The sequence below is a fragment of the Roseateles sp. 22389 genome, from assembly GCF_052044995.1.
In the GTDB taxonomy this organism is placed as follows: Bacteria; Pseudomonadota; Gammaproteobacteria; order Burkholderiales; family Burkholderiaceae_C; genus Roseateles.
This window is the reverse complement of sequence record NZ_JBQEOF010000007.1, coordinates 30,538-51,690: the sequence shown is the minus strand read 5'-3', so window position 1 is coordinate 51,690 and position 21,153 is coordinate 30,538. Positions and strand designations below refer to the sequence as shown.

20 protein-coding genes and 1 CRISPR repeat array are annotated in these 21,153 nt (G+C 70.0%); of the genes, 12 read left to right on the top strand and 8 right to left on the bottom strand.

The genetic code is table 11. The annotated features are described in order from the left end of the window. Positions 1-64: 64 nt before the first annotated feature. Genes ACTJKJ_RS11825 through ruvC form a run of 5 tightly spaced genes read left to right on the top strand, consistent with a single transcriptional unit; the run spans position 65 to position 5,290 of the window. Positions 65-1,474: a coniferyl aldehyde dehydrogenase gene (locus tag ACTJKJ_RS11825; protein WP_440820546.1), complete on the top strand. Its 1,410-nt coding sequence runs from the start codon at positions 65-67 to the stop codon at positions 1,472-1,474. Next, positions 1,471-3,108 (top strand): GMC family oxidoreductase, encoded by a 1,638-nt coding sequence (locus tag ACTJKJ_RS11820; RefSeq protein ID WP_440820545.1) that lies wholly within the window; start codon positions 1,471-1,473, stop codon positions 3,106-3,108. Before ACTJKJ_RS11825 ends, ACTJKJ_RS11820 begins: the two co-directional genes overlap by 4 nt. Positions 3,109-3,117: 9 nt before the next feature. After that, on the top strand, positions 3,118-3,747 hold the full coding sequence (locus tag ACTJKJ_RS11815) for a lysophospholipid acyltransferase family protein (RefSeq protein WP_440820544.1): 630 nt from the start codon (positions 3,118-3,120) through the stop codon (positions 3,745-3,747). After that, positions 3,744-4,730, top strand: coding sequence for a phosphatidate cytidylyltransferase (locus ACTJKJ_RS11810; protein WP_091725941.1), 987 nt, complete (start codon positions 3,744-3,746; stop codon positions 4,728-4,730). Before ACTJKJ_RS11815 ends, ACTJKJ_RS11810 begins: the two co-directional genes overlap by 4 nt. Positions 4,731-4,741: 11 nt before the next feature. Further along, positions 4,742-5,290, top strand: a complete 549-nt coding sequence (gene ruvC, locus ACTJKJ_RS11805) for a crossover junction endodeoxyribonuclease RuvC (RefSeq protein WP_091725944.1) — start codon at positions 4,742-4,744, stop codon at positions 5,288-5,290. Between the two features lie 17 nt (positions 5,291-5,307). On the opposite strand, the gene ACTJKJ_RS11800 is transcribed toward ruvC, so the two are convergent. Next, positions 5,308-5,814 (bottom strand): cupin domain-containing protein, encoded by a 507-nt coding sequence (locus ACTJKJ_RS11800; RefSeq protein ID WP_440820543.1) that lies wholly within the window; start codon positions 5,812-5,814, stop codon positions 5,308-5,310. 156 nt (positions 5,815-5,970) lie between these two features. On the opposite strand from ACTJKJ_RS11800, the gene ACTJKJ_RS11795 reads away from it, so the two are divergent. The 7 genes from ACTJKJ_RS11795 (at position 5,971) to ACTJKJ_RS11765 (ending at position 12,046) form a co-directional block, all read left to right on the top strand. Next, entirely contained in the window at positions 5,971-6,249 is a 279-nt protein-coding gene (locus ACTJKJ_RS11795; protein WP_217648438.1) for a DUF1902 domain-containing protein, read from the top strand. A 5-nt stretch (positions 6,250-6,254) separates the two neighbouring features. Further along, entirely contained in the window at positions 6,255-6,452 is a 198-nt protein-coding gene (locus tag ACTJKJ_RS11790) for a type II toxin-antitoxin system HicA family toxin (RefSeq protein WP_091725953.1), read from the top strand. A gap of 155 nt (positions 6,453-6,607) precedes the next feature. After that, a complete protein-coding gene (locus ACTJKJ_RS11785) occupies positions 6,608-6,985 on the top strand; it encodes a COG4315 family predicted lipoprotein (protein WP_183481900.1) in 378 nt (125 codons plus the stop codon). Between the two features lie 39 nt (positions 6,986-7,024). After that, complete coding sequence (locus tag ACTJKJ_RS11780; protein ID WP_440820542.1) at positions 7,025-7,558, top strand: RNA polymerase sigma factor; 534 nt, start codon at positions 7,025-7,027, stop codon at positions 7,556-7,558. A 10-nt stretch (positions 7,559-7,568) separates the two neighbouring features. Beyond that, a complete protein-coding gene (locus ACTJKJ_RS11775) occupies positions 7,569-8,480 on the top strand; it encodes an anti-sigma factor family protein (protein WP_440820541.1) in 912 nt (303 codons plus the stop codon). 40 nt (positions 8,481-8,520) lie between these two features. Further along, positions 8,521-10,272, top strand: coding sequence for an ABC transporter ATP-binding protein (locus ACTJKJ_RS11770; protein WP_440820540.1), 1,752 nt, complete (start codon positions 8,521-8,523; stop codon positions 10,270-10,272). Further along, positions 10,259-12,046: an ABC transporter ATP-binding protein gene (locus tag ACTJKJ_RS11765; RefSeq protein WP_440820539.1), complete on the top strand. Its 1,788-nt coding sequence runs from the start codon at positions 10,259-10,261 to the stop codon at positions 12,044-12,046. Before ACTJKJ_RS11770 ends, ACTJKJ_RS11765 begins: the two co-directional genes overlap by 14 nt. 231 nt (positions 12,047-12,277) lie before the next feature. Here the strand turns inward: ACTJKJ_RS11765 and ACTJKJ_RS11760 are convergent, their stop codons facing one another. From ACTJKJ_RS11760 to casB, 7 genes are all read right to left on the bottom strand, one after another. Continuing rightward, the gene (locus tag ACTJKJ_RS11760) at positions 12,278-14,266 is read right to left on the bottom strand and encodes a S1 family peptidase (RefSeq protein ID WP_440820538.1); all 1,989 of its coding nucleotides are present in this window, start codon (positions 14,264-14,266) and stop codon (positions 12,278-12,280) included. A 239-nt stretch (positions 14,267-14,505) separates the two neighbouring features. Next, positions 14,506-16,669: a CRISPR direct-repeat array (repeat unit 29 nt; unit sequence GGGTCCATCCCCGCTCACGCGGGGCAACC). A 55-nt stretch (positions 16,670-16,724) separates the two neighbouring features. Next, the gene (gene cas2e, locus ACTJKJ_RS11755; RefSeq protein WP_440820680.1) at positions 16,725-16,976 is read right to left on the bottom strand and encodes a type I-E CRISPR-associated endoribonuclease Cas2e; all 252 of its coding nucleotides are present in this window, start codon (positions 16,974-16,976) and stop codon (positions 16,725-16,727) included. Between the two features lie 37 nt (positions 16,977-17,013). After that, the gene (gene cas1e / locus ACTJKJ_RS11750; RefSeq protein ID WP_440820537.1) at positions 17,014-17,907 is read right to left on the bottom strand and encodes a type I-E CRISPR-associated endonuclease Cas1e; all 894 of its coding nucleotides are present in this window, start codon (positions 17,905-17,907) and stop codon (positions 17,014-17,016) included. 15 nt (positions 17,908-17,922) lie between these two features. Continuing rightward, the gene (locus ACTJKJ_RS11745) at positions 17,923-18,687 is read right to left on the bottom strand and encodes a type I-E CRISPR-associated protein Cas6/Cse3/CasE (protein WP_440820536.1); all 765 of its coding nucleotides are present in this window, start codon (positions 18,685-18,687) and stop codon (positions 17,923-17,925) included. Then, positions 18,684-19,409 (bottom strand): type I-E CRISPR-associated protein Cas5/CasD, encoded by a 726-nt coding sequence (gene cas5e / locus ACTJKJ_RS11740; RefSeq protein WP_440820535.1) that lies wholly within the window; start codon positions 19,407-19,409, stop codon positions 18,684-18,686. The genes ACTJKJ_RS11745 and cas5e overlap by 4 nt, the downstream gene beginning before the upstream one ends. Position 19,410: 1 nt before the next feature. Beyond that, positions 19,411-20,595, bottom strand: a complete 1,185-nt coding sequence (cas7e, locus tag ACTJKJ_RS11735) for a type I-E CRISPR-associated protein Cas7/Cse4/CasC (RefSeq protein WP_440820534.1) — start codon at positions 20,593-20,595, stop codon at positions 19,411-19,413. Positions 20,596-20,621: 26 nt separating this feature from the next. Further along, on the bottom strand, positions 20,622-21,110 hold the full coding sequence (casB, locus tag ACTJKJ_RS11730) for a type I-E CRISPR-associated protein Cse2/CasB (protein WP_440820679.1): 489 nt from the start codon (positions 21,108-21,110) through the stop codon (positions 20,622-20,624). Positions 21,111-21,153 lie beyond the last annotated feature (43 nt).

The window sequence follows — 21,153 nt, the reverse complement described above, 5'->3', positions numbered from 1 at the left end:
CTTGGCCCGCCACGCGAATGCGCATAGCCTTCGGCTCATTCCAAGCATCCCGCGGAGACACGCGATGGACCAAGCCCTGCACGAGCGCCTGCACCTGATCCTGGAGCAGCAGCGCGCGGCCTTCGACCGCGAACGCCTGCCCTCGCTCGCGCAGCGTCGCGACCGGCTGGAGCGGCTGCGGCGCATGACCGCCACGCATGCGCAGGACCTGGCCGAGGCGATGTCCCGGGACTTCGGCCACCGCTCGCGGCACGAGAGCCTGCTGGCCGACCTCTTCACCGTCGAGTCCGGCGCGCGCCACGCGATCCGGCACCTCAAGCGCTGGATGGCCGTGCGTCGCGCGCCGACCGCGCTGCACTTCCTGCCCGCGTCCAACCGCCTGATGCCGCAGCCGCTCGGCGTGGTGGGCATCGTCGCGCCCTGGAACTATCCGTACTACCTGGCGATGGCGCCGGCGCTCGCCGCGCTGGCCGCGGGCAACCGCGTGATGATCAAGCCCTCGGAGCTGACGCCGGCGACCTCCGAGCTGATGGCGCGGCTCGTCGCCCAGCACTTCGCGCCCGACGAGATGACCGTCGTCACCGGCGACGCCGAGGTCGGCAAGGCCTTCACCCACCTGCCCTTCGACCACCTCTTCTTCACCGGCTCGACGCCGGTGGGCCGGCTGGTGGCGCAGGCCGCGGCGCAGCGCCTGACGCCGGTGACGCTGGAGCTGGGCGGCAAGTCGCCCGCGATCGTCGACCGCAGCGCCGATCTCGCGCTGGCGGCCGAGCGGATCGCCTTCGGCAAGCTGCTCAACGCCGGCCAGACCTGCGTCGCGCCGGACTACGTGCTGGCGCCCAAGGAGCTGGTGCAGCCGCTGGCCGACGCGATCGTGGCGGCGGTGCGGCGCTTGTATCCGCGCATCGACGGCAACCCCGACTACACCGCCATCGTCAGCCCGCGCCACCATGCGCGGCTGCGCGGCCTGCTGGACGACGCCCGCGCCCGCGGCGCGACGCTGCGTCCGACGCACGACGAGGCACCGGCCGATCGCCGCCTCGTGCCCACGCTGTTGCTGGGCACGACGCCCGACATGACGGTGATGCGCGAGGAGATCTTCGGCCCGCTGCTGCCCATCGTGCCCTACGGTCACGTGTCCGAGGCGATCGCGCAGGTCAACGCCGGCGACCGCCCGCTGGCGCTCTACTGGTTCGGCGAGGACCGGGCCGCGCGCGAGGACGTGCTGGCCCGCACCGTGGCCGGCGGCGTCACCGTCAACGACTGCATCTGGCACCTGGGCCAGGAGGAGCAGCCCTTCGGCGGCGTCGGCGCCAGCGGCATGGGCGCATACCACGGCGTGTGGGGCTTCAACACCTTCAGCAAGCTCAAGCCGGTCTTCCTGCAGGCGCGCTTCGCCGGCACCCGGCTGTTCCATCCGCCCTATGGCCGGACCTTCGACCGCCTGCTCGGCCTGCTGAAGAAGATCGCATGAGCGCCGCGGACCACGTCGACGCCGACATCGTGATCGTCGGCGGCGGCTCCGCGGGCGCGGTGCTGGCCAGCCGGCTCAGCGAGGACCCGGCCTGCCGCGTGCTGCTGCTGGAAGCCGGCGGCCGCGGCGACGGCTGGATCACACGGACGCCCTTCGCCGGCGTGCTGCAGGTCGCGGCCAGGCTCAACAACTGGGGCTTCGAGACCGTGCCGCAGGCCGGCCTGAACGGGCGGCGCGGCTACCAGCCGCGCGGCAAGGCGCTGGGCGGCTCCTCGGCGATCAATGCGATGGTCTACACGCGCGGACACCGCAGCGACTACGACGCCTGGGCGGCGGCGGGCAATCCGGGCTGGGGCTACGACGAGCTGCTGCCGTACTTCGTGAAGGCCGAGCGCAACGCGCGTTTCGGCGCGCCGTGGCACGGGCAGGACGGCCCGCTGCGCGTCGGCGACCTGCGCACCGACAGCCCGGTGCACGCGGCCTGGCTAGCCGCCGCGCGTGAATGCGGCCATCCGGTGCGCGAGGACTTCAACGGCGAGGACATGGCGGGACTGGGCGTCTACCAGGTCACGCAACACGAGGGCGAGCGCTGGAGCGTCGCCCGCGGCTACCTGCACCCGATCCTCGGCCAGCGGCCCAACCTGCGCGTGGAGACCGGCGCACGCGCGCTGAAGCTGGTGCTGGAAGGCCGGCGCGCGATCGGCGTGGAGGTGCTGCAAGGCGGCCAGCGTCGGACGCTGCGCGCGGCGCGCGAGGTGCTCGTCTGCGCGGGGGCGCTGCAGTCGCCGCAGCTGCTGATGTGCTCGGGCATCGGCGACGGCGCCGCGCTGCAGGCGCTGGGCCTGCCGGTGGCGCACCCCCTGCCGGGCGTCGGTCGCAACCTGCACGACCACCCGGACTTCGTCTTCGGCTACGCCTCGGACCGGCTCGAACTGGCCGGGCTGTCGCTGCGCGGCGGCTGGTCCTTCCTCCAGCAGGCCCGGCGTTACCGCCGCGAGCGGCGCGGCCTCGTCACCAGCAACTTCGCCGAATGCGGCGGGTTCCTCTCGACGCGCCCCGGCCTGCCGGCACCCAACGTGCAGTTGCACCTGGTGGTGGCGCTGGTGGAGGACCATGCACGGCGGCTGCACCTGGGCCATGGGATGTCCTGCCACGTGTGCCTGCTGCGTCCGCGCAGTCGCGGCGCCTTGACACTGGCGAGCGCCGACCCGCTGGCCGCGCCGCGCATCGATCCGGCCTTCCTCGACCACCCCGAGGACGTGCGCGAGCTGATCGAGGGCTACAAGCTGACGCGCGACCTGATGCGCGCGCCGGCGATGCGGGCGCTGTGGCGGCGCGAGCTGTGGAGCGCCAGCCTCGGCGGCAACGGCAACGGCAACGGCGCTGTCGACGACGGCGACCAGGCGATCGAAGCGCTGCTGCGCGCGCGCGTCGACACCGTCTATCACCCGGTGGGCACCTGCCGCATGGGCCGGGACGCGCTGGCGGTGGTGGACGAGCGGCTGCGGGTGCGCGGCGTGGACGGGCTGCGCGTGGTGGACGCGTCGATCATGCCCAGCGTCGTCAGCGGCAACACCAACGCGCCGGTGGTGGCGATCGCCGAGAAGGCGGCCGCGATGATCCAGCGGGGATAATCGCGCCCCATGGTCCTTGCCGAAATCACCGGCCTGTTCCTGTCCTGGCTGGCGCGCCTGATCACCGGCGCCCAGGGACACTGGAAAGGCTGCCCGCCGACGTCGGAACAACGCATCTACTTCGCCAACCATCAGAGCCATTTCGACTGGGTGCTGATCTGGGCGTCGCTGCCCGGCGAACTGCGCGCGCGCACCCGCCCGATCGCCGCGCGCGACTACTGGACGAGCTCCGCGCTCAAGACCTGGCTCACCACCGCCGTGTTCAACGCCGTCTACGTCAGCCGCACCCGCGCCACGCCGGACGAGGATCCGCTCGAGCCGCTGGTGGACGCGCTGCAGGGCGGCGACTCGCTGGTCATCTTCCCGGAGGGCACGCGCTCCAACAAGGGCGCGCCGCAGGCCTTCAAGGCCGGTCTCTACCACCTGTCCGAGCAGTTCCCCGAGGTGCAGCTGATCCCGACCTGGATCGACAACGTCCAGCGCGTCATGCCCAAGGGCGAGGTCGTGCCGGTGCCCATCCTCTGCACCGTCACCTTCGGCGCGCCGATCCGCATCGAGCCCGGCGAGGACACGCGCGCGTTCCTGGAACGCGCCCGCGCCGCCGTGATGGCGCTGCGTCCGGGAGGGTGGAAGGAATGAGGTGGCTCAAGTCATTGAACACCGGCGAGCAGGTCGCCTTCCTGTTCGTCGTGCTGTTCGGCGCGCTGCTGCTGGTGAGCATCGGCTCGGTGCTGTGGTCGCTGCGCGAGCGGCCCGAGCAGGAGCAGGAAGCCTGGCAGGCGCGCTGGGCGCGGTTCCGGCATGAACTCAACATGGTGTGGGTCGGCGCCTGCCTGTTCTGGGCCGCCTGGGTTTCGGGACCGGTCGGGGCGACGCTGCTGTTCGGCGTGTTCTCCTTCCTCGCCTTCCGCGAGTTCATCACCCTGCTGCACACCCGCCGCGCCGACCACCGCGGGCTGATCATGGCCTTCTTCGTGATCCTGCCGCTGCAGTACGTGCTGGTGGGCACGCGCCACTTCGACCTGTTCTCGGTGCTGATCCCGGTCTACGGCTTCCTGGCGATCCCGGTGGCCAGCGCGCTGGCGGACGATCCCGGCCGCTTCCTCGAGCGCAACGCCAAGATCCAGTGGGGCATCATGGTCTGCGTCTACGGGCTGTCGCACGCGCCGGCGCTGCTGCTGCTGGACATCCCCAAGTACCAGGGGCGCGGCGCCTTCCTGCTGTTCTTCCTGGTGGCGGTGGTGGCCTGCGGGCAGATCGCCCAGGCGGTCGCGACCAGCCGCTTCCGCGCGCGGCCGGTGGCGCGCCGCATCAGCCGCTCGTTCACGATGAAGGCCTGGTGGATCGGCGCGTTCGCGGCCGCCGTCGCCGGCGCGCTGCTCTACTGGATCACGCCCTTCAAGGCCGGCCAGGCCGCGATCGCGGCCTTCATCGCGGCCGGGTGCGGCAGCTTCGGCGTCTTCGTGATGCAGGCGCTCAAGCGCGACGCCGGCATCCATGCCTGGGGCAACCGCAGCGCGATCACCGGCGCGGTGGGGCTGCTGGACCGCATCGCGGTCATGTGCTTCGCGGCGCCGGTGTTCTTCCATTCGGTGCGGTGGTACTTCCGCGCCGCGACCTGAGGAGATCCGCCATGCGCATCCTGGGCATCGACCCCGGCCTGCAGACGACCGGCTTCGGCGTGATCGACGCGGACGGGCCGCGCCTGGCCTACGTGGCCAGCGGCACGATCAAGACCAACGCGCTGCCGACCGGCGACCTGCCCGGCCGGCTCAAGATCCTCTACGACGGCATCCGCGAGGTGGTGTCGCGCTACCAGCCGACCTGCGCGGCGGTGGAGATCATCTTCGTCAACGTCAACCCGCAGTCGACGCTGCTGCTGGGCCAGGCGCGCGGCGCGGCGCTGACGGCGCTGGTGTCCTGCGACCTGCATGTGTCGGAGTACACCGCGGTGCAGATGAAGAAGGCCATCACCGGTCACGGCGGCGCGGCCAAGGCGCAGGTGCAGGCGATGGTGGCGCGGCTGCTGGCGCTGCCCGGCGAGCCGGGCAAGGACGCGGCCGACGCGCTGGGCATCGCGATCATGGACGCGCATGCGCGGGTGTCCTTCGACGCGATGAGCCGTCAGACCACGCTGCAGCGGCGCCAGCACGCTCAGTTCAAGGGCTCGCGCACCTACTGACGCCGACGGCGGGCGCTTCAGGGCTCGTCGTGCCAGTAGTCGAGGTCGCCCTCGCCGACCTTGCGCAGCGCCTCGAACGGGCGGTCGCCGCCGATGCCGGCCTCGGCCATGAATTTGTTGGAGTCGGGATAGACGCAGATCTCGGGCTGCTCCATCGTGCTGATGGACAGGTATTTGATCGGCGCGTCCGAGGTGTTGATGATGTGGTGCGGGTACTCGGGACCGGCGGGGATGAAGATCACGTCGCCGGCCTTGATCGGCAGCCGCTCGCCGGCCACGCGCAGCGTGCCGGAGCCTTCCAGCACGATGAACATCTCCTCCTGCGCGTGATGCAGGTGGTAGGGGCAGGTGGTCTTGCCCGGCTCGACGATGTCATAGGACGCGCCGAGTTTCCTCGCGGCGGTGCCGCGCGCCAGCCGCGCGAAGCGCGACTCGTACAGCGGCTCCCGCTTGAACGCGGTCAGCTCGACTTCATGGAAATTGCGGATCAGTTGGGCGGCGAGCGCCTGGGCGCGATCGTTCATGCGGGGGTCTCCTTGCGCGACGACGGGGCGGGCTGACTTGAACCCGGGATCGCAGGCTAGCGTGTCCCCCCGTCGTCGGCAAACCCAAGTCAATGACGCCAGCGCGAGGGATTCTTAGCATGTGGCTCTTCCTCCACTGACCGCAGGAGTTCACTCATGCATTCGATCCAACTGACGGTGGCGTACGATCCGCGAATGAAACGCCCGCTGCAGATCCAAGCTGACTGGGATCCCGAGGCCTCGGTCTGGGTCGCCACGTCGGAGGACGTGCCTGGGTTGGCCACCGAGGCGGAGACGCTCGAGGCGCTCGAGGCGAAGCTGAAAGTCCTCGTGCCCGAGTTGCTGGAAGCGAACGGCCATCTTCCCGACGGTCCGGAGCTGTCGATGGAAGTGCTGGCGCGGCGCGTCAGCAGCACCTCGATCCACCTGCGCTGAGTCCCATGGGCGCCAGCTTCACGCCGGAGCTGGTCCGGATGCTCCGCGCCGCAGGTTGCTGTTTCGAGCGCCGCGGCAAGGGCGATCACGACATCTGGTTTTCCCCGCTGAGCCGTCTCCGCTTCCCGGTGGATCACCAGATCAAGTCGAGGCACCTTGCCAACGCGGTCCTGCGCCAGGCCGGCCTGGCCAAGCACTTCTGAGACAGCCTCGCGGGCGTCGCGCCCGGTGCGGATCGCAATGGCCTCCCGCCACCATGGCGATCCCTCGCAGGGAGGACGAAAGTCAGTTGGAATAACCGGCCTTCCTGCCGTGTTCATGCAATACCCCCAACTGATCCCAACCCAGGAGATCCCGCATGACGAAGACCCTCAAGCTCACCGCCGCCGCGCTGCTGATGGCCGCCGCCGGCCTCGCCACCGCGCAGACCGCTCCCGCGATGGCCAAGGACGGCGCGCTGGTCGGCGCCAACGACATGACGCTCTACACCTTCGACAAGGACGCCGCCGGCTCCGGCAAGAGCGTCTGCAACGGGCCCTGCGCCACCAACTGGCCGCCGCTGATGGCTCGCGCCGAGGACAAGGCCAGCGGCGACTGGTCCATCATCACGCGCGACGACGGCTCCAAGCAGTGGGCCTACAAGGGCAAGCCGCTGTACTTCTGGGTCAAGGACGCCAAGCCCGGCGACCGCAGCGGCGACGGCATCAACCAGGTCTGGCACACGGCGAAGCCATAAACCGCTCCCCTGTTTCCGCGACCGCAGGCCGTCCGTCCGATGCCCCTCGTCCTCGACGAAGCCTTGCCGCTGCTGCCGCGCCTGCGCCGCCACGCGCGGCTGCTGTGCGGCGACGCGGCGCGGGCGGACGACCTGCTCCAGGACACGCTCGAACGCGCGGCCCGCAAGGGCGCGCTGTTCCATGCCGAGCCCGGCCCCACGCGCCTGGATGCGATGCGCAACTGGCTGCTGACACTGATGCATCGCCTCTACCTGAACCAGCGCCGCGATGCCCGCGAGGCCCTGCACGACTCGCTGGACGACGAGGACACGCCGCAGCCGCTGGTCCATGAACCGCAGCAGCAGGTGGCCCTGCGCCTGGACCTCGAGCGGGCGCTGGCCGCGCTGCCCGCCGCCTCGCGCGAGATCCTGCTGCTGGTCTGCGTCGAGGAGCTCAGCTACCAGGCCGCCGCCCAGGTGCTGGAGGTGCCGGTAGGCACGGTGATGTCGCGGTTGTCCCGCGCGCGGGAGCGGCTGCGGCAGTCGATGGACGGCGTCGCGCCGGCCCGCCCCCCGCTGCGGGTGGTGAAATGAGCGCCCCGCCATGACGCACGACGACCACGAACTCGACGACGCCACGCTCCACGCCTACGTGGACGGGCAACTCGAGCCCTCCCACGCCGCCGAAGTCGCCGACCGGCTGCTGCGCCAGCCGCGCGCCGCACAGCGGGTACTGGCCTGGCGCGAGCAACGCGAAGCCCTGCAGGCGCTGCATCGGGACTGGCTCGACGAACCGGTGCCCTCGCGCCTGAGCGCCGCGCTGCACCCGCCGGCCGCGGCCGCCGTCGTCGCCCCGCCGTCCCCCTGGCCGCGCGCCTGGGCCGCCGCGCTGCTGGTGGCGCTGGGCCTGGGCGCGGGTGCCGCGGGCGGCTGGGGCGGTCACGGCTGGTGGCAGGGCAAGCAGCAGGCCGCCGCGCAGGCCGCCGCCCAAGCCGCCGCGCGTGCGGCGGGCCGCGATCCAACCGTCCCCGAATACGTCCGCGACGCCGCCATCGCCCACGCCGTCTACCAGCCGGAAAAGCGCCACCCCGTCGAGGTCGGTGCCGACCAGGCGGACCACCTCGTCCAATGGCTGAGCAAGCGCCTGGGCGCGCAGTTGTACACCCCGGTGCTGCGCGATTACGGCTGGAAGCTGGTCGGCGGCCGCCTGCTGCCCGCGAGCGACGACCCCTCCGTCGGCGGCGCGCTAGCCCGCGCGCAGTTCATGTACGAGAACGACGCCGGCGAGCGCTTCACGCTGTACGTCAGCACCGGCGCGGCATCACCGGAAGCCCCGGTCGCCTTCCGCCTGACGCAGCGCACCGAGGGCGGCAGCACGACGCGCAGCCTGTACTGGATCGACGGCAAGCTGGCCTACGCGCTCAGCGGCAACTTCGACGAGAGACGCCTGCGCGTGCTCGCCGACCTGGTCCATGCCCGCATGGGCATGATTGCCCGCGCGGCCTCATCGCCCTGACCTTTCGACATGAAAAGTCCGGCGGGCACAATGCGCCGCCATGTCGCTCACACGCCTGATCGCCGGCCACATCCGCGGCCATTGGCGGCCCTATGCCGCCAGCGCGCTGATGCTCAGCACCATCGCCGTCCTGACGGTCTGGATCCCGCGTCAGGTCGGCCATGTCGTGGACGCGCTGGTCGCGCACCGCCTCGCTGGCTGGGATCTGATCGCCCAGTTGAGCCTGCTGGTGCTCGCCGGCCTGGCGATCTACCTGCTGCGCGTGGGCTGGCGCCTGGCGCTGTTCCGCACCGCCTATGAACTCGGCCGGCAGCTGCGCACCCGCCTCTACGCCCAACTGACGCGCCAGGGTCCGGCCTTCTTCCACGCCCAGCGCACCGGCGATCTGATGGCGCTCGCCACCAACGACGTCGACGCCATCGAGATGGCCGCCGGCGAGGCGCTGCTCGCCGCCTTCGACGGCTCGCTGACGCTGATCCTGGTGCTCGGGATGATGACGATCGGCGTCGACTGGCGCCTGGGCCTCGCCGCGCTAGTGCCCTTCCCCTTCATGGCCTATGCGTTCTGGCGCATCTCGACGCAGGTCCATGTCGCCTGGTCCGATTCGCTGACGCGCTTCTCCGCGCTGAACCAGCAGGTGCAGGACAGCCTCGCCGGCGTGCGCACCGTGCGGGCGCTGGGCCTCGTGCGGCGCAGCCGCGCGCAGTTCGGCGAGCTCGCGCGCGACGCCGGCGCGGCCGCCTACCAGGCGCAGCGCTGGGAGGCGATGTTCGAACCCGCCGTCGGCCTGTCGCTGGGCGCGGCCACGGTGATCGCGCTGGGCGTGGGCGCGTGGCTGGTCGGCACAAACCTGATCACCATCGGCCAGCTGACCGCCTTCACGATGTACCTGGGCCAGTTGATCTGGCCGATGTTCGCGGCGGGCTGGGTACTGTCGCTGCTGGAGCGCGGCCGTGCCGCCTGGTCGCGGCTGCAACCGGTGCTCGACGCACCGGCCGGCCTCGTCGACACCGGCACGCGCGAGCTGCCCGCGCAGGCGGACATCGCCTGGGACCGCGTGTCCTTCCGCTATCCCGGCATGGCGCAGCCGGCGCTCGAGGACATCACGCTGACGCTGCCGCCGGGCCGCACGCTGGGCATCGTCGGCGCGACGGGCGCGGGCAAGTCGACGTTGCTGCGGCTGCTGCTCCGCCAGTACGAACCCGATGCCGGCGCGGTGCGCCTGGGCGGCGTGCCCGCGCCGGAGATCCGGCTCGACGCACTGCGGCGCGGGCTGGCCTGGGTGCCGCAGGAGCCCTTCCTGTTCTCGGCCTCGGTGGCGGACAACATCGGGCTCGCGCGCCCGGACGCGACGCGCGAGCAGATCCTGGCGGTGGCCGAGCTGGCCGCCGTCCATGACGACATCGCGCGCCTGCCGCAGGGCTACGACACGCTGGTCGGCGAGCGCGGCGTGACGCTGTCCGGCGGCCAGCGCCAGCGCGTCGCGATCGCGCGGGCGCTGCTGGCGCAGGCGCCGGTGCTGCTGCTGGACGACGCGCTGTCGGCCGTGGACAGCGGCACCGAGACGCAGATCCTGGACCACTGGCGCGAGTTGCGGGAGCGCCATCCGGAGCGCAGCCTGGCGATCGTCAGCCACCGGCTCTCGGCGGTGATGGAGGCCGACGAGATCGTCGTGCTGAAGCAGGGCCGGATCGTCGAGCGCGGCCGGCATGAGGACCTCATCGCCCTGGGCGGCTGGTACGCCGGCCAATGGCGTTATCAACAACTGGAGGCCAGCCTTGACGCCGCCTGAGACCGCGTCCGGCACGGACAGCAAGACGCAGCCCGACCGCCACTCGCCGCGCGAGGCGCTGGCGCTGCTCGCGCAGGCCGCCGCACCGGAGCGCCGCGGCCTGGCCAAGGGCCTGGGCTGGCTGGTCGTGGCGGCCGCGCTCGAGGCCATCGGGCCCATCCTCGGCAAGCACTTCATCGACGCCCACGTGCTGCCGCGCGATTTCTCGCTCGGCCCGATGGCGCTGCTGCTGGGCGCGATGCTGCTGGCCGGCTGGGCCGCGAGTCTGCTGCGCTACGCGCAGCTGCGGCGCATGGCGGCGGTCGCGCAGCGCTCGGTGCTGCGCCTGCGCGAGCAGGTCTACGCCCATGTGCTGGCGCAGCCGATGGCCTTCTTCGACCGCAGCATCACCGGCCAGCTGCTGAGCCGCATCACCAACGACACGGACGCGGTCAACAACCTGTACCGGCAGGTGCTGTTCGTGATGCTGGACTCGACCATCGTCGTGGCCGGCGCGCTGGTCGCGATGGCCTGGCTGGACTGGCGGCTGATGCTGATCGTGCTGGCGCTGGTGCCGGCGAGCTCCGGGATCATCTGGCTCTACCAGCGCGCCAGCAGCGGCCCGGTGCAGAAGGCGCGGGCGCTGCGGGCCGAGCTCAACGCGCAGATGGCCGAGAGCATGGCAGGCATGGCGATGCTGCAGTCGGCTGGCGCCGCGCAGCGCTTCGCCGCGCGCTACGAGACAGCCAACCAGGCGCAGCTGCAGGCGCGCGTGCAGGAGCTGCGCGCCAATGCCTGGCTGCTGCGGCCGGCGCTGGACCTGCTCAACGTGCTGCTGATCGTGACGGTGATCTACGGCTTCGGGCAGCGCGAGCTGTCGGGGATGGAGGTCGGCCTGCTCTATGCCTTCCTGGCCTACATCGCCCGGGTCGTCGAGCCGCTGATCCAGATCACGATGCAGTTCAGCCAGCTGCAGCAGGCGCTGGTGGCGGCATCGCGGGTGCGCGCGCTGCTGCGCGAGCCGTCCGAGCCGCGCTCGCACCGACCGGACCTGGTGGTCGGCGCCGGCGCGATCCGCTTCGAGCACCTGCACTTCGCCTACACGCCGGAGCAGCCGGTGCTGCGCGACCTGGACCTGGACATCCCCGCCGGCAGCTTCGTCGGCATCGCGGGCCACACGGGCTCGGGCAAGTCGACGCTGCTGGCGCTGCTGCTGCGCTTCTATCAACCGCAGCAGGGCCGCATCCTGATCGACGGCCAGCCGCTGGCCCAGCTGCCGGACGAGACCTTCCACGAGGCGCTGGGCCTGGTGCCGCAGGAGCCCTACCTGATCGCCGGCAGCGTGCGCGACAACATCCGCATGGGCCGGGCGATCCCGGACGAGCAGCTCGAGGCGGCGGCCCGCGCGGCGCGGGCGCACGACTTCCTGAGCGCGCTGCCGCAGGCTTACGACAGCCGGCTCGGCGACGGGGGGCTGGCGGTGTCCACCGGACAGAAGCAGCTGATCGCGCTGGCACGCGCGCTGGCCGGGAATCCGCGCATCCTGCTGCTCGACGAGGCGACGGCCAACATCGACAGCGCGACCGAGGCGCAGGTCGGCGAGGCGCTGCGCGCGCTGCGCGGCCGCGTGACGGTGATCGCGATCGCGCACCGGCTGTCGACGATCCGCGACGCCGACCAGATCGTGGTGCTCAACCACGGCCGCCTGTCCGAACGCGGCACGCACGAGGCGCTGATGTCGATCGAGGGCGGCATCTACCAGCGCCTGGTGCAGCTGCAGGCGCTGGAGGAGTGAGCAGGCGTGTGCCGAGCCGCGGCTGAAACGACAGAAGCCCGGTCTCTCGACCGGGCTTCCAAAGGCCTCGAAGGGCGGGTTTCCAGAAGGTTCCCCGAAGGGCTGGAAGCTAGGCATGGCCTCAAAGGGCAGGACGGATTCTGCGCTTGGCGCGGGTGGACATCAAGACAGTGGTTCGAGTGGCTGCGTCGCATCGATGTGCAGCGCATATTCGCTTATCGGAACACGTCATCAATGCTCGCTGACCTTCGCCGCCTGCATCAGCAGGTCGAGCTTGGCCTTCATCTGGTCCTGCGGCGTGCCGGTTTCCGCCCGGTACTGGAAGGTGTAGAGCACCTCCGGCGCAGGCTGCGCGTCCGCGACGCCGGGGATCGCGCTGATGATCTGCCGGTCGTTCGCGCTCACCGCGACGCCGTCGTAGGGATGCGCGTGACGTAGCCGCTTGCTCCACTCGCGCTTCACCGCCTCGCTGCCGGACTCGGCGGGCGTCCCGTGCCGGAACACATCGATCTCGGTCTTCTCGTCGGGGTTGTAGGCCACGACGCCGGCGATGCGGAGTTCATCCCCCGCCGGCGCGTGCTGGAAGGCGAGATCCAGCCGCAGCCGACCACCCGGTTCGATCTTCTGCAGCTCGGGCCCGTAGGTGAACGCCAGACGGCGGTCGTCGAACGCGAAGCTGCGTCCGTAGTCGACCTTCAGCACCGGCTCCGCCAGCGGCTTCGGCAGCAGGGGCCCCTGCTGCAGGAAGCGGTTCCAGTCGGACAGCTTGCCTTCGTAGGAGGCCGCGAAGAAGCCGGTCATCCGCTTCATCCGGTCGATCTGCCCGGCCAGGCCCAGCGCGCCCGCCCGGGCCTCGAAACCGACCGAGCCATCCGGCACCGGCAGGTCGAACGCCATCATCCAGTCGCTGCCGAACCAGGTCGTGACGTGCCAGAGGCGCAACTGCCAGACCCGGCCCCAGCCGTCGGTGAAGCGGGTGTCCTCGGTCGGGTTGCCCAAGGAGGCCACCTTGATCGTCTCCGCGTTGACGTGGATGGTGCCCGGCGACGCCTTGAGCACCAGGTCCCTGACCATGCGGGGATCGGCATACCACTTGGCCGGATCGATGCCCTCGGGCCGGTGCCGGTGGAACACCAGGTAGCCCTTGAACTCGGCCGAATCCTGCCAGCCCTCATGCCCCAGATCGAGCCGCGTGTAGTGCGGCTGCGTGATCACCCAGTCGCCGTTGCCGTTCTGCACGACGATGCCGGGCGCGCTGCGCTCGTAGAAGCCGTGCAGCAGCCGGTCGCTGCCGCTGCCGCGAGGAAAGGTGTCGTTGGCGTTCTCGGCGAGCAGGTCCCGCAGTTGGGCGGCATTGAACTCGTCGGCCGCTTTCATGTAGGCCTGCGACAGCTCGGCGAAGCGCTTGGGCGCGGGGATGTCGACCTTGAAGCGTGCCGATCGCGTCTTGTCGAAGACGGCGAAGCCGGTGACGCCGCGCGTGTCCGCGCTCACCACGCCGTCGGGCGCGCGCTTCACGAGCGCGATGGGGACGGCGATGTTGAGCGTGTTCTCGGTGGTGCGCATCGCCCGCACGATGCCGATCACGCGGCCCGAGGCGTCGACCAGCGGTCCGCCGCTGTTGCCGCCGGAGATCGGCGCGGAGAAGCGCATCCACGACCAGCGGCCGCTGTCCTCCTCCGGCGTGTCGGAGGTGTAGTTCCCTTCCCGCATGACGACGCCCTCGCCGAGCGCGTTGCCGACGGCATAGACCGTCCCGTTGAGCACCGGCTTCTCGTTGAGCGGCAGCGCGGCGACGCTGTCCGGCGGATTCGCCAGCGTGAACACCGCGAAGTCCTGGTCGACGGAGCCCTTGGTGACCTGGGCGATCGGGTAGAGCTTGCCGGCCGCGTCGCGCAGCATCGGCTCGCCGCGCGAATCGCCGAACGAGGCGATCAGCACATGCATGGCGGTGACGAATTGGTGGTCGCCGATGGCGAAGGCGGTGCCGACCGACACGTACTTGTCGGCGCGCATCTGATAGGGCAGCAGCTCGTGCCAGGGCTTGTCGTAGCGGATGGACTCCTCGGCCGGCTTGGGCACGACGACCTCGAAGGTGGCCTCGCGCACCTGGCGCTGGATGTCGGGCTCCAGCGGCGCCGCGAGGGCGCCAGCGCAGAACTGCAGGCCAAGAATGCCAACACCGCCGAAGCGGACCATTGCCGCCAGTGCCCTTTTCATACATCCCCCCGTATGGCGACCGGAGGAAGGCCGGCCGCTGGGGGATGCTGAGGTCGACAAGCTGCCCGGTGGTGTCGAGAGGGTGAAGAAGGATGAAGCGGCGGGCGGCCGCCGGTCAGGGGGTCACACCAGCAGGATCAGCCGCGCAAGGGGACCGACCGCAGGCTGCCGCCACATGGATCCGTTCCCCACGCAAGTGGGGGAACCACCTCCACGGAGCCGGTGTCGTTGACCGTGAAGGGCCCATCCCCGCTCACGCGGGGCAACCAACATCCTGACCACCAAGTACATGGTGCGGTCGGGTGCATCCCCGCTCACGCGGAGCAACCATGCCGCCGAATCGCTTGACGGCCTTCGGGTCGGGGCCATCCCCGCTCACGCGGGGCAACCACGCCGGATCCGGTCAGGCGGCGGATGACCTTGGGTCCATCCCCGCTCACGCGGGGCAACCGTCACGAAGTGGGACAGCGTGTTGCTGCCCTGCGGTCCATCCCCGCTCACGCGGGGCAACCGCGGCTGTGGGCGGCTTCGTGCTGCTGCGCATGGGTCCATCCCCGCTCACGCGGGGCAACCTTGATCGACTTCCCCTTGCCGTGGGCGGCCCAGGGTCCATCCCCGCTCACGCGGGGCAACCTTCACCGCCAGGCGATCTCGAAGATGCAGATCGGGTCCATCCCCGCTCACGCGGGGCAACCGGGTTCACCGGCGATGAGATGACCGCCCAAGGCGGTCCATCCCCGCTCACGCGGGGCAACCACCTTGAACACCGACGTGATGTGCGCCAGGTAGGGTCCATCCCCGCTCACGCGGGGCAACCAGGCCTGGAATTCCGCCCGACTCGCCGCCGCAGGGTCCATCCCCGCTCACGCGGGGCAACCCGCGGCGTAGTAGGCGCGGGCGTGCTTCACCTTGGTCCATCCCCGCTTACGCGGGGCAACCTATGTCGCCGAGGTGGGGTAGTAGGTCAGGCTGGGTCCATCCCCGCTCACGCGGGGCAACCTCCCGGCACATCCCGCTTCACGATCGCGATCAGGGTCCATCCCCGCTCACGCGGGGCAACCTCAGTGAAGGGGACGCAATCGCGCGAGCCCATGGGTCCATCCCCGCTCACGCGGGGCAACCTCAACGCTCAGCATCATCTCGGTGAGGCTCTTGGGTCCATCCCCGCTCACGCGGGGCAACCGTCGTGCCGGAGCGCGGTCATGCCGTGGTCGCCGGTCCATCCCCGCTCACGCGGGGCAACCGCGTAGATGGTGTGCATGTCGTGCTCCGGTGCGGGTCCATCCCCGCTCACGCGGGGCAACCCCGACCTGCCGCGTCCAGGACTCCGGGGAGAGGGGTCCATCCCCGCTCACGCGGGGCAACCGGCGACTCGCTCATCGTCCGCCTGCCCAACTGGGGTCCATCCCCGCTCACGCGGGGCAACCCGCGAGGCCACCTTCCGCGGCAAGAAGCGCGAGGGTCCATCCCCGCTCACGCGGGGCAACCGAGATGATGGGCGCATTGCCCAGCGGCACGAAGGGTCCATCTCCGCTCACGCGGGGCAACCTAGTCGGCGCCGGCCCACCGGTCGCTCCGTAGGGGTCCATCCCCGCTCACGCGGGGCAACCGCCGTGATCTGGAAGGTCGTGTCGCACCAGGCGGGTCCATCCCCGCTCACGCGGGGCAACCATCTGCCGCAGCGAAATGCCGGTCTTCTGCAGGGGTCCATCCCCGCTCACGCGGGGCAACCTGAAGGCTGGCAAGAAATGAGCCCGGCCAACACGGTCCATCCCCGCTCACGCGGGGCAACCCCGACGATCGCCACGCCGAAGGACGGCTGTGCGGGTCCATCCCCGCTCACGCGGGGCAACCTTGCTCGGCGCTCGGGCCGCCATGCTGAGGCGGGGTCCATCCCCGCTCACGCGGGGCAACCAGGTGGAAGGGCTGGAAACCATCGACTCCAAGGGGTCCATCCCCGCTCACGCGGGGCAACCCAGAAGAGCACGGGCCTGCCGGTCTTCTACCAGGGTCCATCCCCGCTCACGCGGGGCAACCAGTTGGGAACAGCATCGCGGACGCCTACGGGCGGGTCCATCCCCGCTCACGCGGGGCAACCAACGCCGTGCATCGCTCGATGTCGCCCTTGTCGGGTCCATCCCCGCTCACGCGGGGCAACCCAGTGCCACCCCGGCTTCAGGGACGCCCTGCAGGGTCCATCCCCGCTCACGCGGGGCAACCGTGAACGACGGGCCCGGGATCACGGTGGAGACGGGTCCATCCCCGCTCACGCGGGGCAACCCAGCCGCGTGCGCAGGGAGCCGCATCGGGTAAGGGTCCATCCCCGCTCACGCGGGGCAACCTCGTTCAGGAACGGCGCCACTTCGCGCAACGACGGTCCATCCCCGCTCACGCGGGGCAACCTCTCTCGCGTAACTCCAAGTCACGAAAGAGGAAAGTCCGAAATGCGCTCGAAATTTTAAAGAGCGGTTCTCGTCGCCGTGGCTCGTCGCCGTACGAGCCACATCCCGTCGGCTTCGATGAGCTCCCGGGATGGCTCTCCCAGGTTGGCGACACCAACGCCACCCACAGCATTGAGATCTCGCCAAACCATCACGACACTCCCCCGAGGTTCGTGGAGGTGCCACTCGCTCATCACGGTCCAGACTCGTTCCCTCACGCGTGGGCTCATACGAGGAGAAACGAACACATTCGTCGCTACCTCCAGCATCACGGATGAAAGGAAACCGTGGACACGGTCAGCGGCATCACGAATCACGATCGTCACCAGCGCCATTTCCCACCTCTTCCATCCGCAGCACCTGCTTGATGCGATCGATCATTCCGCCAATCACCTGCTGCTTGCGAAACACCGCCGCCGCTTCTCGTCGAACCAGCCGATCGATGGTCTCGTCCACCTGCTCCGCGCGCTCAGCCGCTACGAAGGCGATCTGCAACGTCACCGTGTCGCGGAACAGGTCCGCAATGTCCAGCACGAACGATTGACCGGAATCCTCGTGAATGAATCCCAGTGGAGGCAACGCAGCCAGCGATTGCACCGCCAACGCAGCGGCAGCCTGAACCGCCGTGGCCGCGTGATTGATCGCCTGGTTCGCCAGGTCCGCGGCATTCGGATCAGCGCGGTCGTACTGGCGTCCCTCCCACCGAATGCCGTGCTTCGCCGCCATCAGCTTGTAGAAGTTCTTGACCCGCGCCCCCTCGATGCCCCGGAGCGTGTCCAGGTCCCGGTGTGGCAGTACTTCGCCCAGCCGAAGCGCATACATATGCCTCGCCACGCTGATGCGTCGCCGTGGATTGCCCCACAACTCGGCTTGTCGACGAGCCACATCGGATCGGTCGGGCAGCAATGGCAGGGCGGTATAGCTGCGCACGCCGTCCTCCCCCACCGCAGCCATCAACGTGCCATGCCGTGCCAACAGCCTCAGCGCATCCTGCGTGACGCTGCTGCCCGGCCCCAGCAGGATCATCGACACCGACTGATGCGGGATCTGATCCACGGTCGGGGTCGGAGTGTCCCGTCCGCGCTGGAAGTGCAGGCACCCGTCCACCACGCCCAATTCCCCGCGGGAGAGCCACAGCAACCCATGGCGGTCTGCGTGGGGAATCCGCGCGGTCTCGAGTCCGAGTCGGCCCTTGAGCACGATGAGACCCCGCGATCAGCTTGGCCGACTCAGCAGCAGCATCCCGAATCCGAACGATCGATGCCGTCCCACCCCGCGGGCCAGCAGATGCGCGAAGCCATCCGGCTCGATCACGCGCAGTCGCCCTCGCAGCAGCACATCCGGTCCGTCGATCGCTCGCGCACGTCGAGCTTCGCCCTCTGGCGCCTGCGAGCGCCGCACGATGACCGAACGTTGGTAACCCGCCAGCCGCACCTCCTCCAGAGCGACCGCGTCCTGCCATATCTCGCGTGATGCGCCCTGCCTCGCGGCGAGGTGTTCTCGCAACCACTGCTCGTAGACCGCTTCGCGCTGGAGTGGTGCGCCTGGCGCTTTGGACACGGCATGCAGGAACGCGTCCTGCTCGCCCTTCGCGCCGCGCACCGTAGGGCGCACGCGCACTTCGAACTCAAGCACTTGCCCGACACGCCAGCATGTCGGGAACGCTCGCAATCGGTAGCCTTCATGCCGAGCGGACGCTCCCAGCCCCAAGGTCTCGGCCGCCAAGGGATCGGCCAGCGCCACCTGTGCCGCCATTTCCTCCGCGCCTAGCCGCGTGTAAGCGAGCAGCCCCCGCTCCTCATCCAGGTAGCGAAATGGTTGCGGTGCCGCCTCGCCAAAGGCCGCACGCAGCAGCCCATGCAACGCATCACCCAAATCCGCCGCCTGGCGCTCGTGCCGGGCATGGTGCCTCGCCACCCACGCGGCCAGCAGCCGAGCGTCGGGGCGCGTATGCAGCAGGTGCAGTTCTCTCGCGCTCATGCAGCGCCTCCCGCAGGATTCAGCACCGCCTCGCGCACGGAGCGCCAACCTCCATGCAAACCGCTGCGCCAGTTCCGCTCATCGCAAACGTCGGAGCGTTGACCCAACGCGACAGAGCCTTCTTCGCCATCAGGCCATTGAGCGCGCCAGCCATCGCCCGCCCGAGCACCGTGCCGAGCCACCACGGCTTGCAGCGCACCCAGCAGGTGATCCGCCTCGAGCCAGCCCGCCACCAGACGGTCGGACGGCAAGCACGGCTTGCGGCCGATGAACAGAGGCCGCACCGGTCGATCCAACGCGAGCGCAACGTCGTCCAGCGTCGGAGCCTCCTCCGCCGGCCTCAACTGCAACACCACCCACGCGCGCAGGTCGGCGTGGTAATCCCGGTAGCGAAGATGCGGGCCGGCATAGGTGTTGGCACCGCCGTCACGCCCCTCCGGCTGCCCGGACGTTGTCCACCCCATGTCACCAGCGCCCAACTGGGCTGTCTGAAAGTCCTGCAATCGACGCGAACCCGGTTCCAGCGCCGCACCCATCCGCAACCGTCGTTGAAGTGCGTCGTGCCGGACGCCCTCGCTGCGATCCCAACCCAGCGCGTTGGCGATCAGTCCGGTGAGCATCGACAACGCCGGGAAGTCGCGTATCACACCGCGGTTGTCGATGGCCTCGCCGCCAAACGCAATCAGCGGGGACGCGAGCCGCAACACAAGATGGCGCGACACGTCACACCTCCACGGCAGCCTGCATCACCGTGGCCTGCGCCCATTCGGCCAGCCCCTTGAGCGGCAAGCGGCGGCCGCCGGGCACCGACACGTCGTCCAGCGCCAGATACCGTCGAGCCAAGGCGGCACCGTAGGCCTCGTCCATTCGCCCGATCTCGTCGGCCATGCACTGCACCGCCCGTTGCCGCAACGCGGGCTGCGTCAAGGGCAGCGCACTCTGGAACGCGCCGGCAAGGCTGCGAGGCTGCCAGTCGCCCGCTTCGACCAACATGAACTTGGCCCATTCGAATGGCGCCGTGGAGCCGCGCTTCGCGCCAGGGCTGACCGTGGCGACGAGGTGCAACAGGTTTTGCACGACTCGGCCCGCCAATGTGCGTTGGTCGACGGAGGTGGCCGCCCAGTCATGGATGCTCACGCCCTCAAGGTTGGCCACCAGCTGCGGGACATCGACCACCACGTACCCGTAATAGAGCCCACTGGCCAGCTCCGTGTCGAAGATGCCGGCGGACCCCGACTCGCCCGCCTCGCGAAGCAGATCGTCAACAACGGTGAAGTAATCGTTCTCCACCTGCGCCTCATGCACAGTGAAGGCATGTGCCACGTAGACCGCCGCGTCCCGACTGGCCAGGACGTCCGACGTGACCATGCGGCCGAACAGCGCCGACTCCAGGCCGCTCCCCAGCCGCATCGCCTCGATGTTCTTCTTCTCGTCCTTGAGAAAGGCCGCGACGGCGGTCTTGAGCGCCTTCTCCTCGCCATGCTCCGCAGCGAGTTCCGCGCAGCGCTTCACCAGGTAATCGATCTCGGCGTGGCCCAGCAACACCGCCTGACCCGTTTCCAGCGCTTCCCGGCCCTTGAGGTCCTTGGCCTTGTCCACCAGGCCACCGGCGCGCAATCCCTCCACGGCTGTCTGGGCCAGTGCTTCGCTGAGGCCGCTCGCCATCAGCCGGTCGCGGATCAGGCGTGGTATCTCGCGCGACCTCACGGCCATCGGCACATCGAGCCGGTTCAGCGAGAAGGCATCGTCGGCCACGCGCCAATGGCGCTTCAGGCATTGCGAGGAGATTCGCGTGCGCATTGCGTCGCCATAGGGCAGCCGCTTGGCAAGGCCTGCGTCGTCGCGGTTGAGCAAGGCCGCCGGGTAGTTGTGCAGCGTGTGAATCTGGATGAAGCGGGGCACGATCATGGGTTCTCCGATGGATGAATGGGGGTTCAGCCCTTGGCGGCTTCCGCCGAGAAATACGCGCTGGCGATTCGCAACCGTAGTTGCTCCGCCCGTTCAAGGTCGTCGCGCTCGCCGCTGCCCTCCTTGAGCACAAGCTCGCCCAACTCGAACCAGTTGGGTGCGATGCGCTTGCTTGCGAGCAAGCGCAGCATGCGCGGCACGAGTTGACGGAATGCCTCGCCACGAGCCGTCAGCAACTTGGTCACGCGCGACTCGGCAACACCGGCCTGGGCCAGTTGGGCCCCCAGTCGCCCCCGGGCCGTCGTGTCCGGACAGCGCCATGCCGTGCGCGACGAGTGCCCAACGCGGCCAGGTTTCAGCGCGCCATGTCTCGGGCTCGAGACCGGCGAACAACAGCGCTCGTGATAGCGCCGCGATCTCGTGCGGACGCAGAGCCTCCGGCGTGAGTCGAGCCAATGCGGCCCGTTCGCCCACACCCGCACGCTGGACGTAGGTGGCCAATGCGCCAAGCGCATTCGTCGGGGGCACGATCGGCGGGACCGTTGCCGACGTCCCCAC

Bases quoted from the DNA above. Each gene is read 5' to 3' on its own strand.
- ACTJKJ_RS11825 (WP_440820546.1), top strand. From the start codon at position 65: ATGGACCAAGCCCTGCACGAGCGCCTGCACCTGATCCTGGAGCAGCAG.
- ACTJKJ_RS11820 (WP_440820545.1), top strand. From the start codon at position 1,471: ATGAGCGCCGCGGACCACGTCGACGCCGACATCGTGATCGTCGGCGGC.
- ACTJKJ_RS11815 (WP_440820544.1), top strand. From the start codon at position 3,118: ATGGTCCTTGCCGAAATCACCGGCCTGTTCCTGTCCTGGCTGGCGCGC.
- ACTJKJ_RS11810 (WP_091725941.1), top strand. From the start codon at position 3,744: ATGAGGTGGCTCAAGTCATTGAACACCGGCGAGCAGGTCGCCTTCCTG.
- ruvC (WP_091725944.1), top strand. From the start codon at position 4,742: ATGCGCATCCTGGGCATCGACCCCGGCCTGCAGACGACCGGCTTCGGC.
- ACTJKJ_RS11800 (WP_440820543.1), bottom strand. From the start codon at position 5,814: ATGAACGATCGCGCCCAGGCGCTCGCCGCCCAACTGATCCGCAATTTC.
- ACTJKJ_RS11795 (WP_217648438.1), top strand. From the start codon at position 5,971: ATGCATTCGATCCAACTGACGGTGGCGTACGATCCGCGAATGAAACGC.
- ACTJKJ_RS11790 (WP_091725953.1), top strand. From the start codon at position 6,255: ATGGGCGCCAGCTTCACGCCGGAGCTGGTCCGGATGCTCCGCGCCGCA.
- ACTJKJ_RS11785 (WP_183481900.1), top strand. From the start codon at position 6,608: ATGACGAAGACCCTCAAGCTCACCGCCGCCGCGCTGCTGATGGCCGCC.
- ACTJKJ_RS11780 (WP_440820542.1), top strand. From the start codon at position 7,025: ATGCCCCTCGTCCTCGACGAAGCCTTGCCGCTGCTGCCGCGCCTGCGC.
- ACTJKJ_RS11775 (WP_440820541.1), top strand. From the start codon at position 7,569: ATGACGCACGACGACCACGAACTCGACGACGCCACGCTCCACGCCTAC.
- ACTJKJ_RS11770 (WP_440820540.1), top strand. From the start codon at position 8,521: ATGTCGCTCACACGCCTGATCGCCGGCCACATCCGCGGCCATTGGCGG.
- ACTJKJ_RS11760 (WP_440820538.1), bottom strand. From the start codon at position 14,266: ATGAAAAGGGCACTGGCGGCAATGGTCCGCTTCGGCGGTGTTGGCATT.
- cas2e (WP_440820680.1), bottom strand. From the start codon at position 16,976: ATGCTGGAGGTAGCGACGAATGTGTTCGTTTCTCCTCGTATGAGCCCA.
- ACTJKJ_RS11745 (WP_440820536.1), bottom strand. From the start codon at position 18,687: ATGAGCGCGAGAGAACTGCACCTGCTGCATACGCGCCCCGACGCTCGG.
- cas7e (WP_440820534.1), bottom strand. From the start codon at position 20,595: ATGATCGTGCCCCGCTTCATCCAGATTCACACGCTGCACAACTACCCG.
- casB (WP_440820679.1), bottom strand. From the start codon at position 21,110: ATGCGCTTGGCGCATTGGCCACCTACGTCCAGCGTGCGGGTGTGGGCG.